The organism is Bifidobacterium sp. H6bp9 (genome assembly GCF_032193695.1).
GTDB lineage: Bacteria > Actinomycetota > Actinomycetes > Actinomycetales > Bifidobacteriaceae > Bombiscardovia > Bombiscardovia kimbladii.
In genome coordinates this window covers 135485-149239 of record NZ_JASTZY010000002.1, presented here as the reverse complement: position 1 = coordinate 149239, position 13755 = coordinate 135485, and the positions used below count along the sequence as shown (strand labels likewise).

The 13755-nt window shown below is 65.2% G+C and carries 9 protein-coding genes; 4 read left to right on the top strand and 5 right to left on the bottom strand.

From position 1 onward, the window contains the following. Positions 1-94: 94 nt before the first annotated feature. The 3 genes from QRX40_RS04290 to QRX40_RS04280 are packed head-to-tail and all read right to left on the bottom strand — an operon-like array spanning position 95 to position 3776. A complete protein-coding gene (locus QRX40_RS04290) occupies positions 95-1033 on the bottom strand; it encodes a LysR family transcriptional regulator (protein ID WP_313836529.1) in 939 nt (312 codons plus the stop codon). Between the two features lie 24 nt (positions 1034-1057). Next, the gene (locus QRX40_RS04285) at positions 1058-1840 is read right to left on the bottom strand and encodes a 2,3-bisphosphoglycerate-dependent phosphoglycerate mutase (RefSeq protein ID WP_313836528.1); all 783 of its coding nucleotides are present in this window, start codon (positions 1838-1840) and stop codon (positions 1058-1060) included. Positions 1841-1868: 28 nt separating this feature from the next. Beyond that, positions 1869-3776, bottom strand: a complete 1908-nt coding sequence (locus QRX40_RS04280; RefSeq protein WP_313836527.1) for an NAD(P)H-hydrate epimerase — start codon at positions 3774-3776, stop codon at positions 1869-1871. Positions 3777-3912: 136 nt separating this feature from the next. Here QRX40_RS04280 and QRX40_RS04275 point away from each other — a divergent pair, with 136 nt between their 5' ends. Further along, positions 3913-4602, top strand: coding sequence for an MgtC/SapB family protein (locus QRX40_RS04275; RefSeq protein WP_015021846.1), 690 nt, complete (start codon positions 3913-3915; stop codon positions 4600-4602). A gap of 21 nt (positions 4603-4623) precedes the next feature. On the opposite strand, the gene QRX40_RS04270 is transcribed toward QRX40_RS04275, so the two are convergent. Further along, on the bottom strand, positions 4624-6225 hold the full coding sequence (locus QRX40_RS04270; RefSeq protein ID WP_045924443.1) for an ABC-F family ATP-binding cassette domain-containing protein: 1602 nt from the start codon (positions 6223-6225) through the stop codon (positions 4624-4626). Between the two features lie 106 nt (positions 6226-6331). After that, positions 6332-7534 (bottom strand): TspO/MBR family protein, encoded by a 1203-nt coding sequence (locus QRX40_RS04265; protein ID WP_313836523.1) that lies wholly within the window; start codon positions 7532-7534, stop codon positions 6332-6334. Between the two features lie 184 nt (positions 7535-7718). Between QRX40_RS04265 and QRX40_RS04260 the strand changes: the two genes are divergently transcribed. The 3 genes from QRX40_RS04260 to uvrC all read left to right on the top strand — a co-directional run bounded on the left by QRX40_RS04260 (position 7719) and on the right by uvrC (position 13702). After that, a complete protein-coding gene (locus tag QRX40_RS04260; protein ID WP_313836522.1) occupies positions 7719-8321 on the top strand; it encodes a DNA-3-methyladenine glycosylase I in 603 nt (200 codons plus the stop codon). Positions 8322-8483: 162 nt separating this feature from the next. Next, positions 8484-11405, top strand: coding sequence for an excinuclease ABC subunit UvrA (gene uvrA, locus QRX40_RS04255; RefSeq protein ID WP_313836734.1), 2922 nt, complete (start codon positions 8484-8486; stop codon positions 11403-11405). After that, positions 11402-13702 (top strand): excinuclease ABC subunit UvrC, encoded by a 2301-nt coding sequence (gene uvrC, locus QRX40_RS04250; RefSeq protein WP_313836520.1) that lies wholly within the window; start codon positions 11402-11404, stop codon positions 13700-13702. The genes uvrA and uvrC overlap by 4 nt, the downstream gene beginning before the upstream one ends. Positions 13703-13755 lie beyond the last annotated feature (53 nt).

The following is a 13755-nucleotide window of genomic DNA, read 5'->3' as shown; positions in this document are numbered from 1 at the left end:
TAGCTGTCACAAGCAACTGGCAACCAGCAACGAAATTCAATAATTATCGTTGAGAATCGGCTGTTGCCGTTTTTGGCTGATGCCTGCTTTGCTGCTACTCGCCTGGCTCCTGCTCGATCAGCGAGTATCCGTGGCTGGACACCACCTGGCGCAGCTTGTCCAGGTAGAGTTCGGCGGCATGGGACAGCTTGGTCCGGCTGTTGACGATCCAGCCCACCAGCATGGATTCGTCCGACTCCAGGGGGACGCTGACGATCTTCTCGTTGTTGAGGTCCTCGTTGTCGATGCCGGTGCAGACCGTGTAGGCGTTGAGCCCGACGATGAAGTTGAGCATGGTGGCCCGGTCACTCACGGTGATCTGCTTGGGGGAGTAGTCGGGCCAGACCGCCTCCTCGGCGAAGTAGAAGGAGCCCTCTTCGCCCTGCTCGTACTGCAGGAAGGGGTAGGGCTCCAGGTCCTTCATGGTCACCATGGCCCGATCGGCCAGGGGGTTGGTTCGTGCGATGAAGACATGCAGGTTCGCCCGGAAGAGGGGGTGGAAGTCCAGGTGCTTCTCCCGGAGCATCTTGGACAGCACCCGCTTGTTGAAGTCGGACTCGTAGATGATGCCGATTTCGGACTGGAGGGTGGCCACCTGGTCGATGATGTCCCTGGTGCGCGTCTCCCGTATGGTGAATTCGTACTCGTCGGAATCGATGGAATTGATCATCTCCACGAAGGCTTCCACTGCGAACATGTAGTGCTGGGTGGAGACCCGGCAGAGCTGCTTGCGGGGCCTGACCTGCTTATAGCGGGCCTCCAGCAGGTCGGTCTGGTCCAGAATCTGTCGGGCGTAGGTCAGGAATTCCGCCCCGTCCACGGTTAGAGCGATCCCCTGGGAGTGGCGGGTGAAGATTTCGATGCCCAGCTCGTTCTCCAGCTCCTTGACCGATGAGCTCAGTGCCGGCTGGGAGATGTAGAGCTCGTGCGAGGCCTCGTTCATCGAGCCGCATTCGACGATCTTGACGATGTAGCGCAGTTGGAGCAGTGTCATATAAGCCAATCTATACCTAAGGCCCTATCGGCCCAGGGCCGCGGTTTCAGCCATACCCTGGTCGGCGGCCTCCTGATCCAGATAGCGACCCGGACCCTGGACCTGGGGGTTGCCGTCTCCGCCGTTCACGAAGCTGTAGACCATGGGCACGCCGGTGGGCACATTGATGGATCTGATGTCCTTGTCGTCAACCTCTTCAAGGACCTTGATCAGGCTGCGGACCACGGACCCGTGGGTGACGACGAGCACAGTCCGGCCCTGGGCCAGGTTCGGGGCTATCCGGCTGCGCCAATAGGGTTGCAGGCGGAGCAGCAGGTCCCTGAGGCACTCGGCACGGATCTCGGCCGGATTCCGGCTGTCCAGCCCGTCGCGCATGGCCGGGGCATAGCGCGGATCCCCTCCCTGAAAGTATGGCGAATCGGTTGCGATGGCAGGCGGCCGAACATCGTAGGAACGCCGGTAGATGTCGAATTGCTGCTGGCCGTAGCGTTCCAGCATGGCCGGTCGCGTCTGCCCCTGGAAGGCGCCATAGTGGCGCTCGTTCAGCCTCCAGGTGCGCTCCACCGGAATCCAGGCCCGATCAACCAGATCCAGCACCGTATTGGCGGTGACGATGCTGCGGGTCAGCAGGGAGGTGAAGACCAGGTCGGGCAGCAGGCCTGACTCCTTGAGCAGCCGTCCGGCATGGCGGGCCTGATCCAGTCCGCGTTCCGTCAGGGGCACGTCCATCCAACCGGCGAAACGGTTGACCGACTTCTGAGTCCAGACGCTTTCCCCATGACGCATGACGATGAGCTGCGCGGTCATCGAATAGACTCCTTTGCTGATGACATGTTTAGAACCAAAGCGAGCTGTTCTCGAAGAACTGAGAGGCATCGTCCCCATCCTGGGCGGATCGGTCGTTCTGGTCGGCAGTTCCCTCGGCTCTTGACATGACCAGCCCTATGGCCCTGGGCAGGGCATCGGCCACCTGCCCGGCGCGAATCGGTTGTCCCATGGGTCCTGCAACAGTCCCCTGGCCATCCCGCTGGCTGTCCTGGGCTACCAGATCGGCGAAATCCTGGGGCTTGCGGGGATCGAAGATCAGCGGCTGCTCCCAGCCGGTCTGTCTGCCGCCGCTGGCCAAAGAACCGGCCAGTCCGTGCAGGAAGGCCGCAGCTGCCGTCAGATCCGCCATCAGGGTGGCATCATCCTGGATCGGTCCGGCGTTCTGGGCCAGCAGCGCTCCGATGGTGCCGGAGAGCACGTCCCCTGATCCGGCCGTGGACAGCCAGGCCGGCCCGAAGCCGGTGGTCATGACCCGGGGGCGGTCGGTGCCGTCCTCGCCGACAACCAGTGTGATGGCCCCCTTGAGCAGAATGGTGGCCCCGGTCAACTGGCAGGCGCGGACAGCCCAGTGCAGGGGTTCCGCCATGACCTGGTCGCCGTCCACGTTCTCGCCATGCGAGTTGAGCAGGGCGGCCATTTCGCCCGCATGCGGGGTCAGGACGGTGCGTGGCCCCAGCCGGTCCGGCAGCAGGTCCAGGGCTCCGGCATCGGCGACCACCGGCGGATCGGCTGCTGCCTCGTCCTCGTCCAGATCGGCGGCCTGCCGGCTGAGTATGTCGGCAATCAGATCCCGCTGATCGTCCTGGCCTTCAGGTCCAGCGGCCTCCTGGGCCTGCCGGGTGGGCACACCCGAACCCAGCACCCAGGACTCGACCCTTCCGCGGCCCAGGACAGTCTCGGGCAGCTCCTGCAGGATCAGATCGCCCACCTGCTCGGGGCCGCAGTAGCGGATCATGCCCACGTTGCCGCTGGCCGCCGCCCTGCTGGAGAGCAGCCCCGCGCCATGGTAAAGGGCGGATCCCGTGACCAGGCCGACCACGCCTCTGGTGTACTTGGTGTCATCCACCCGGGGCGCCCGCAGAAGTCCGGCGCAGTCCTCGGCGTTCATGCAGGAGACGCTGGGGACCAGGGCCGAGGTGTCGAAGCCGAAGTCCACCAGGACGACTCTTCCGCAGACGTAGGCGGCCGGAGGCAGCATCAGGCAGGGCTTCATGGCTCCCATGGTCACGGTCACATCCGCCGGTATGTAGGCCCCGGGCAGGGTGCCTTCATCAATGTCCACGCCGGAGGGAGTATCCACGGCCAGCACCAGGGGCCCGTCTTGACCGGCGGGGTCGTGCCAGGCTGGCCTGTCGGGCAGGCCGCCCTCCATGCCCAGTTCCGCGGCCAGAGCGGCGGGGATGCCGCGCAGCGCCCCCTTGAGGCCGATGCCCGTCATGGCATCGATGATCAGATCCGCCTGTCGGCACAGCTCCAGGGCCTGGTCCAGCTCTTCGGAGGCCTGGTCCGGGCCGGCCGGTGCCTCGCAGCCAGGAATGGCTGCCTGGGGATCCAGGGCCGTGACCACTCCGCCGGCACGCAGGAGGGCATCCAATCCGCCCTGGTGCAGGCTGCGCCCGGTCGCCACCACCGTCACGTCGGCCCCGTGCCCGGCCAGGTCAGCCGAGGCGTAGAGCCCGTCGCCGCCATTGTTGCCGGCTCCTGCCAGCAGGACGATCCGGGCTCCTGCCGGCTCCAGCCCGGCCTGGGTCAGCATGACGTCGGCCACGGAGGCCAGGGATCCGGCGGCGATACGCATCAGGGGCACCCCGTCATCCAAAAACGGCTGCTCCAAGGATCGGATCATGTCGGCGGTATAGGCGCTGGTGGCCAGAGTCCGGCGGGCTTCGCGGCGTTCATCTGGTGACGGCTTCATGGCATCACACCCCTCATTCAAAAGGTCCACGTGCGGCGGCGGCACGGCCGGCCACGTGCTGGCTCCACTCTATCCGATGGCCTTGTCCTGCAAGCGTTATAAGGTCTGCCTATTTGCGAGGGTAGGAAGGAAATCCATGCAGGGATTCGCAATGCCGAATCAAGGGCAGATTATGGCGGTGGTCCTGACGGTGGTGCTCTGTGGCCTGATCGGCTTCGAGCGCGAGTTCCTCAAACACGACGCTGGCATCCGCACCCACATTCTGGTGGGCCTGGGCAGCTGCCTGTTCACCATGGTCTCCCTTTACGGCATCCAGGCCGCTGTGGGCAACTACTCCTGGGACGCCTCGCGAATTGCGGCCGGCGTGGCCTCAGGCATCGGCTTCATCGGTGCCGGGGTCATCTTCTTCAACCACGACTCGGTCAAGGGCTTGACCACGGCCAGCGCCATCTGGGTGGCTGCCGCAGTGGGCATGGCCTGCGGGGTCCAGCTCTTCGCCATCGCCATCCTGGCGGTCGTCTTCTACTTTCTGGCCGTCCTGGTCATCGCGCCCATCCTCAAGTGGTTCCTGCGCAACCGTCAGAACACGGTCCTGCGCATCGTATATCAGGATGGCCACGGCTGTCTGCGCGAATCCCTGCTCCTGGCCACCCGCATGGGATTCGAATCCCGGGTGCTGACCATCCACGAGCTGCACCGGGATGCCTGGAAGGGCGCCGATGTCACCGTCAACCTGCTGGGCAAGGGGGATGTGACCGAGCTGGTGGAATCCATTGGTCAGACCCCAGGGGTCAAGGGCGTGGAGGTCCTGGGGGAGGACGACTGACCCGCTCGCTATTGTGGCTGCCTACTCTTCGGCCACCAGATCCAGGTAGTCGTCGCTCCAGAGGTCCTCATCACCGTCGGGCATGAGCAGCACCCGCTCGGGGTTGAGCGCCTTGACGGCCCCCTCGTCGTGGGTGACCAGCACGATGGCCCCCTCGTACTTGGCGATGGCCTTGAGTATCTCCTCGCGTGAAGCGGGGTCCAGGTTGTTGGTGGGCTCGTCCAGCAGAAGGACGTTGGCCCGGCTGGTCACCAGGGTGGCCAAGGCCAGGCGGGTCTTCTCGCCGCCCGAAAGCACCTTGGTGGGCTTCATGGCGTCGTCCCCTGAGAAGAGGAAGGAGCCCAGGATGGTCCGCGCCTGGGTGTTGTCCAGGTCAGGGGCCACATGCTGCAGGTTCTCCAGAACGGTGACGTCGTTATCCAGGGTGTCGTGCTCCTGGGCGAAGTAGCCGATCTTGGCCCCATGCCCCAGGGTCACCTTGCCCGTGTCGGGCTGTTCGATGCCGGCCAGCAGGCGCAGGGTGGTGGTCTTGCCAGCGCCGTTGTAGCCCAGGATGACCACCCGGGAGCCCTTGTCGATGGCCAGGTTGATGCCGGCGAAGACGATGTTGGAGCCGTAGGCCTTGGACAGGTCCTCGGCCATGATGGGCGTGCGGCCGCAGGGAGCAGGATCCGGGAAGCGCAGGTCCGCCACCTTCTCGGCCTTTTCCGCCTCCTGGGTGTCGGCCAGCAGGCGCTGGGCGCGGCGCATCATGTTCTGGGCGGCCACGGCCTTGGTGGCCTTGGCATGCAGGCGGATGCCCTGCCGCATCAGGCGATCGGCCTTCTTCTCGGCCACCTCGCGTTCGCGGCGGCGGCGCTCCTCATCCACCACCCGCTGGCGCAGGTAGGCCTTCCATCCCATGGTGTACATGTCGATGCAGGAACGCTGGGCATCCAGGTGCCAGATGCGGTTGACGGTCTCGTCCAGCAGCTCGGTGGAGTGGGAGATGATCAGGAAGCCGCCCTCGAACCGGCGCAGGTAGCCCTTGAGCCATTCGATGGAGTCGGCATCCAGGTGGTTGGTGGGCTCGTCCAGAATCAGGGTATCGGCGTCGGAGAAGAGGATCCTGGCCAGCTCGACCCGTCGGCGCTGACCGCCGGAGAGGGTGCCCAGTGCCTGCTGCAGAGTCTCCTGGCTCAGCCCCAGGCTCTCGCCCATGACGATGGCCTGCGACTGGGCCGCATAGCCGCCGGCGTTCTCGAAGTCCTGCTGGGCCTTGTCGTAGCGCTTCATGGCCTTTTCCATGACCTTGGGGTCGGGACTGGTCATATCGGTCTCGGCCTTGCGCATCCGTTGGATGATGGATGCGATGTCCCTGGCGCTCATGACCCTGTCCAGGGCACTCTGCTCGGAGTCGCCCGCATGGGTGGACTGGGGCAGGTACCCCAGCTGTCCGGTCACCCGCACCTTGCCGGCCGAGGGGAGCATGTCGCCGGTGATGACCCGGGTCAGCGTGGTCTTGCCGGCGCCGTTGCGGCCCACCAGACCGATCCGGTCGCCCTTGGTCACGTGGAAGTCGGTGGCTTGCAGGAGTAGTCGGGCACCTATCCGGATCTCAAGTCCCTGCGCCTCAATAGCCATGCCGCCTCCGACCCCGCTTTCCTTATGGATTCAAATCTTGCAAGGAATCATGGTAGCAAGAAGCAAGCCCCGCCAGTGCGTCTCGGCTGACGGGGCAATGGATGGATCAGCGACGGACCAGCCTGAACTTGTCCCAGGGGAAGTAGACCAGGAAGGCGCCCACGGCGGTCAGGGCGATGACCAGCACGCCCATGGCGGCCGCGAAGGAGAAGATCCTGATGCCGATGCCCAGGCAGGCCCAGATGACCACCAGGCCGAAGACCCAGTCCTTGCCGTGCCTGTTCATCAGGTAGGCGACGGCCAGGAGGGCGCCGACCACGATGATGGTGGCGAATCCCTGGACGGCGTCGCCGACCTTGTGCCCGGCGACCACCATGTATCCGGCGTTGACCAGGGTGGCCACGCTCAGCCAGCTGGCGTAGATGGACAAGGGAATCCAGTCCAGGGCCTTGGCGGCGGTGGGGGTTCCGGCCTTGGTGGCGTCCCGGCGCACCAGGGCGTAGAGCATCCAGGTCAGTACGGTCAGAATGAGGATGATGACCAGGGCCCAGAAGTTGCGTTCCATGTGCCACAGGGCCAGCCAGGCGATGTTCAGGCAGCAGGTGGCCACGAAGAGCAGCCCGCTCAGCGTAAAGGGCAGGAAGCCCAGGCGTTTGCGGCTTGGCCCGGCCAGGCAAAAGCGGAAGAGCCAGATGGCCAGGGCGATGTAGATGACCCCCCAGATGGCGAAGACGTAGCCGGCGGGCATGATCCACAGATCGACCTTGCGAGCCAGGCCACCCACGGTCGTGCCATTGAAGTGGTAGACCTCCGCGTAGCCGTTGAAGCCCACCATGGCCACCCAGGCCACCCAGAGCAGGATGTCCTCGAACAGCTTCCAGCCGTGACCCTTGGAGGGTTCCTGCTCCTTCTCGGGCTGACCCTTCTTGTTCTGCTGTTCCTTTGCTTGGTGCTGTGCTTGATTTGATTCCTGTGCTGCCTTAGTGCTGCTGTTATCAGAGCGTTTCTCGCCTCTACTGGCGGTCTCATCTGTGCTGGTTTTTTCAGTCGAGGCCTTCTGCGACGAATCAACAGACTGCTTGGCTGAGGCACTTGAAGACGATGAACCTGAACTAGACGAATTTGAAGCCGAAGAATTTGAAGCCGACGCACCGGAAGATGCTGAACTCTCATTCCTCGAACTCCGGGCTGCCGATGACGAGCCCGAGGTTGATTGGTTGCCCTGCATGGCAGGGGAGGTGCGCTTGGCCCTCTCGACCGGGTCCTCGTCGTCGGTCCAGAGTCTGCGCGGATTGTCCTTGTCAGTCATGGCACATGCTTCCTCTCCTTGCCGGCCGCAACCGTACTGCCGCCATGGGGATGGCCCCGGGCATGGGCCGACCGGCCTCTGCTTCAACTCTAAAACGACCTGCCAGACTCAGCGGTATTGACCACCCGGTCCGGGCGCCCGTCGGTGCTAGCCTGAAGCCGAAAACTGGAGAGGGGAGTGCCAAATGGCCGAACCTGTATATCGATGCGACTGGGCTCAGGTGGACGATCCGCTCATGCGCAGCTACCACGACCATGAGTGGGGCCGCCCCCTGCACGGCTCCCAGAGGCTTTTCGCCATGCTCTCCCTGGAGATCTTCCAGTGCGGTCTCAGCTGGCAGCTGGTCCTGCACCGCCGCCAGGCCCTCTTCAAGGATTTCGACAACTTCGATATTCAAGCAGTCGCCGCCTTCGATGCCGACCACATCAACCGTCTCATGGACGACCCGGCCATCATCCGCAATCGCCGAAAGATCGAAGCCACTGTGACCAACGCAGCCCTGATCGCCAGCCAATTCCCCGGCGAGGCATTCGACCGCTACTGCTGGTCCTTCACCGGCGGCCAGACCATCAACCACGACTATCCGGACGATCCCTCCATACCGCGCTACGACCACCTGTCGGCCATCGTCTGCAAGGACATGCGCGACCTGGGCCTGCGCTTTCTGGGTCCGGTGACCGTCCATTCCTTCCTCCAGGCGGCCGGCATGATCAACGACCACCAGCACGACTGCTTCCTCAACGGCTGCGGCCGTCCGCCCCTGGATACGCCGGCCCCGTCCATCTAAGCCGTCATCGAACACCTGTTCGAATTATTCGGCCCCGGCGATAGTATGGTCAGGCTTTGGCCTCAGCCTTGGCCATGGGTCTTCAGGGAAGCGGATGGGAAGCACGTGAAGCAGCAGAACAAGCCTAAGTCGACAGTGGACGCGGCCATCGAGAACCCGCGCATGATCGAATCCAAGGGGTCCCTGGTGGCGGACCTGTCCACGGTGCCCAACGACCGCAAAATCGTCATCCAGGGCGCCCGGGCCCACAACCTCAAGAACGTCAACCTGTCCATACCCCGCAACCGGATGGTGGTCTTCACCGGCCTGTCGGGCTCCGGCAAGTCCTCCCTGGCCTTCGACACCCTCTTCGCCGAGGGCCAGCGCCGCTACGTGGAGTCCCTCTCCGCCTATGCCCGCCAGTTCCTGGGCCAGATGGACAAGCCCGACGTGGACTTCATCGAGGGCCTGAGCCCGGCCGTCTCCATCGACCAGAAGACCACCAACCGCAACCCCCGGTCCACCGTGGGCACCATCACCGAGGTCTACGACTACCTGCGCCTGCTCTTCGCAAGGACAGGCATTCCCCACTGCCCGGTCTGCGGGGCCGAGGTGCGGGCCCAGTCGCCGCAGCAGATCGTCGACACCCTCATGTCCAGGCCGGAGGGGACCCGTTTCCAGCTGCTTGCCCCCATCGTCAAGGGCCGCAAGGGCGAGTTCGTCGAGACCCTGGAGCTTCTGCGCTCCGACGGCTACTCCCGGGCCATCATCGACGGGGACATGCACCAGCTGTCCGACTCCATCAAGCTGACCAAGCAGAAGAAGCACACCATCGAGGTGGTGGTGGACCGGCTGGTCATCCGCGAGGGCATGCGCCAGCGCTTGACCGACTCTGTGGAGACCGCACTGAGGCTGGCCAAGGGCACGGTGGTGGCCGACTTCGTGGATCTGGGTGCCAAGGATCCCGAGCGCCGCCAGCCCTTCTCCGAAAAGCGTTCCTGCCCCAACGGCCATGAGCTGGAGCTGGACGAGATCGAGCCCCGGACCTTCTCCTTCAACGCCCCCTACGGAGCCTGCCCGGCCTGCACCGGCCTGGGATTCAACCTGGAGATCGACCCCGAGCTGGTGGTGCCCGACCCGGAGAAGAGCCTCAAGGACGGGGCTGTAGAGCCCTGGAGCGGCACCAAGAGCCAGCAGCGCTTCTACGGCCACCTGCTGGACGGCCTGGCCAAGGAGATGGGCTTCTCCACCTCGACCCCCTGGAAGGACCTGCCTGATGAGGTCCGCCATGCCGTCATGTACGGGCACGACTTCAAGGTGGACGTCTCCTACCGGAATCGCTGGGGCCGCCTGCGCGAGTACACCACCGGGTTCGAGGGCGTGGTCCGCACCCTGATGCGCCGCCACGACGAGACCGACTCGCAGCCCATGAAGCAGTACTACGAGTCCTATATGCGCGAGGTGCCCTGCCAGGTCTGCCAGGGCAAGCGCCTGAAGCCCGAGGTCCTGGCCGTGACCGTGGACGGCCTGTCCATCGCCCAGGTCTGCGACATGGCCATTTCCGCCAGCCTGAAGTGGGTTGAGGGCCTGCACATGGAGGGCGCCCAGGCCAAGATCGCCGGGGAGGTCCTCAAGGAGATCCGCGCCCGCCTGCGCTTCCTCAACGACGTGGGACTGAACTACCTGACTCTGTCCCGGGCGGCAGCCACCCTCTCCGGCGGCGAGGCCCAGCGCATCCGCCTGGCCACCCAGATCGGCTCGGGCCTGGTGGGCGTCATGTACGTGCTGGACGAGCCCTCCATCGGCCTGCACCAGCGGGACAACGACCGGCTGATCAAGACCCTGCAGCGGCTGCGCGACCTGGGCAACACCCTGATTGTGGTCGAGCACGACGAGGACACCATCCGCCAGGCCGACTGGCTGGTCGACATCGGCCCGGGAGCCGGGGAGCACGGCGGGGAGGTCATCTTCTCCGGGCGCTCGCAGGACCTGGTCAAGGCCTCGCGTTCAATCACAGCAGACTACATCGCCGGACGCCGTTCCATCGAGGTGCCCAAGCGCCGTCGAAAGACCAGCAAGACCCGTCAGCTGACCGTGGTGGGGGCTCGCGAGAACAACCTGAAGAATCTCAAGGTCTCCTTCCCGCTGGGGGTCATGACCCTGGTCACCGGCGTCTCCGGCTCCGGCAAGTCCACCCTGGTCAACTCCATCCTCTATCCGGTGCTGGCCGACCAGCTCAACAACGCCCGCATCGTGCCCGGCAAGCACACCCGGGTGGAGGGCGTGGACCAGGTGCGCAAGGTCATCCACGTGGACCAGAACCCCATCGGCCGCACCCCGCGCTCCAACCCGGCCACCTACACCGGCGTCTGGGACAAGATCCGCCAGCTCTTCGCCAAGACCCCCGAGGCCCAGGTGCGCGGCTACGGTCCAGGCCGTTTCTCCTTCAACGTCAAGGGCGGCCGCTGCGAGACCTGCCACGGTGACGGAACCATCAAGATCGAGATGAACTTCCTGCCCGACGTCTACGTGCAGTGCGAGACCTGCCACGGCAAGCGCTACAACAGGGAGACCCTGGAGGTCACCTACAACGGCAAGACCGTCTCGGATGTGCTGGACATGCCCATCGAGGAGGCCGCCCGCTTCTTCAAGGCCTATCCCTCCATCGCACGCTACCTGGACACCCTGGTGGACGTGGGCCTGGGCTACATCCGCCTGGGCCAGCCGGCGCCCACCCTGTCCGGAGGGGAGTCCCAGCGGGTCAAGCTGGCCACCGAGCTGCAGCGGCGCTCCGACGGCAAGACCGTCTACATCCTGGACGAGCCCACCACGGGCCTGCACTTCGAGGACGTGCGCAAGCTGCTCAAGGTCCTGCACGGCCTGGTCGACAAGGGCAACACGGTCATCGTCATCGAGCACAACCTGGATGTGATCAAGACCGCCGACTGGATCATCGACCTGGGACCGGAGGGCGGCGACGGCGGCGGCACCGTGGTGGCCCAGGGCACCCCGGAGCAGGTGGCCGCCAACCCAGACAGCTGGACCGGCAAGTACTTGAAGCCCATGCTCGATCCCGCCAAGGTAGCCAAGGCCACACGATCATGACCCGCAGCTGCTTCGAGCGGCACACGCCGCAGGTATGGCGACGCACCGCCCAAGCCCTGGAGGAGGAGTCCGCCACCGGCGCCACGACCGGCGTCAACAAGAACGGCGCGCCCCTGCTGGGAGACAGCCGGGACCTCTTCCGCCCCAAGACCTCCGACATCCCCGCCCAGCCGGGGGTCTACAAGTGGCGGGACGGCGACGGCCGGGTCATCTACGTGGGCAAGGCCAAGAACCTGCGCAACCGTCTGACCAACTACTTCCAGCCCTTGGAGAACCTGCACCCGCGCACCCAGACCATGGTGCTGACGGCCCGGAGCCTGGAGTGGACCGTGGTGGGCACCGACCTGGAGTCCCTGACCCTTGAATACACCTGGATCAAGGAGTTCGATCCGCACTTCAACGTCAAGCTGCGCGACGACAAGACCTACCCCTACCTGGCCGTCTCCGTGGGCGAGGAGTTCCCCCGGGTATGGATGACCCGCGTTCGCAAGCGGCACGACACCCGCTACTTCGGCCCCTATGCCAAGGTCTGGGATATGAAGCACACCCTGGACGCCCTGCTCAAGACCTATCCGGTGCGCACCTGCACCCCCGGCGTCTTCCGCAAGGCCAAGCTCAGCGGCCGCCCCTGCCTGCTGGCCTCCATCGGCAAGTGCTCAGCCCCCTGTGTGGGCCGGATCAGCGCCAGCGACCACCGGCGTCTGTGCACGGAGCTGACCGGGGTCATCACCGGCAGGCTGGGCAAGAGCTACCGGGCCGGGCTGACCAGGAGCATGCAGAAGGCCAGCAAGGAGCTGGACTTCGAGAAGGCCGCCCGCCTGCGCGACCAGATCGCCATGCTGGACACGGTCATCGAGCAGAATGCCGTGGCCTTCGCCTCCAACGTGGATGTGGACGTCTTCGGCGTGGCCTCTGACGAACTGGAGGCCTCGGTCCATGCCTTCTTCGTGCGCTCGGGCGCCATTCGCGGCGAACGCAACTGGAGCGTGGAGCGGGTCGAGGACGTCTCCGACAGCGAGCTGATCAGCGACCTCTTGGTGCAGGTCTACTCGGATCTGATGAATGAGAACGACAGCGAGCTGCACAAGCTGCCTGGGGATTCCGAGACCCAGGTCTCCATCAGCCAGGACAGGGATGCCATGGGCTCCACCCAGAGGGTCACGGCCCTGGATGCCGAGGCCCGGGCCAAGGCCACCAGGAGCCGACACCAGCATCAGGATCAGACCGGACGCGCCGACCTGCTGGCCCCCATCTCCCCGGTGCCTCCCGAGGTGATCGTCCCCATCCAACCTGACCGGACCGGCGACATGCAGGAGTGGCTGCGGGGGCTGCGGGGGTCCTCAGTGACCATCCGGGTGGCCAGCCGGGGTGAGAAGAAGTCCCTGATGGACCGGGCCAACGCCAACGCCCGCCAGGCCCTGCAGCGCAGCAAGCTCAGCCGCATGAGCGACATGGGCACCCGCACCCAGGCCATGAACGACGTGGCCAAGGCTTTGGGTCTTGACCGCGCCCCGCTGCGCATCGAGTGCTACGACATCTCCAACACCGTGGGCGGCCAGTTCCAGGTGGCCTCCATGGTGGTCTTCGAGGACGCGGTCCCCAAGAAGTCCGAGTACCGCCGATTCGCCATCCGAGGCGAGGACGGCAAGGGCGCTGTGGACGACATGAGCGCCATCTACGAGACCCTGACCAGGCGCTTCCGCCACGGCAACATCGCAGGCGACAGCGGCGACAGCATGGAGGCCGAGCGAAAGGCCAACGACAAGGCACCCGAACTGGTGGAGCAGGAGGAGGGGGCCATCGTCCAGCAGAACACCGCCGCCCGCCACTTCGCCTACAAGCCCAACCTGATCGTGGTCGATGGCGGCAAGCCCCAGGTGACCGCCGCCGCCCGGGCCCTGCACGACTGCGGGGTGGACGACGTGGCCCTGTGCGGGCTGGCCAAGCGCCTGGAGGAGGTCTGGGTGCCCGACGACGACTATCCCATCATCCTCAAGCGCCAGTCCGAGGGCATGTACCTGCTGCAGCGGGTGCGCGACGAGTCCCACCGCTTCGCCATCACCTACCACCGGCAGACCCGGCGCAAGGGTGCCCTCCGGTCGGCCCTGGACGAGATTCCGGGCATCGGCCCCGCCTACCAGAAGAAGCTGCTCAATCACTTCGGGTCGGTCAAGCGCATGCGCCAGGCATCCCAGGAGGAGCTGGAGGCCGTCAAGGGCATCGGCTCCGCCAAGGCCGAGGCCATCTACCAGGCCCTGCACAGCGACCAGGATCAGGCCGGGGACAGCCAGCGATAAAATGGCTCAGAAGGCTGGCAGAAGGCCATGCCCTGATCTTGATTGGTGCGTGA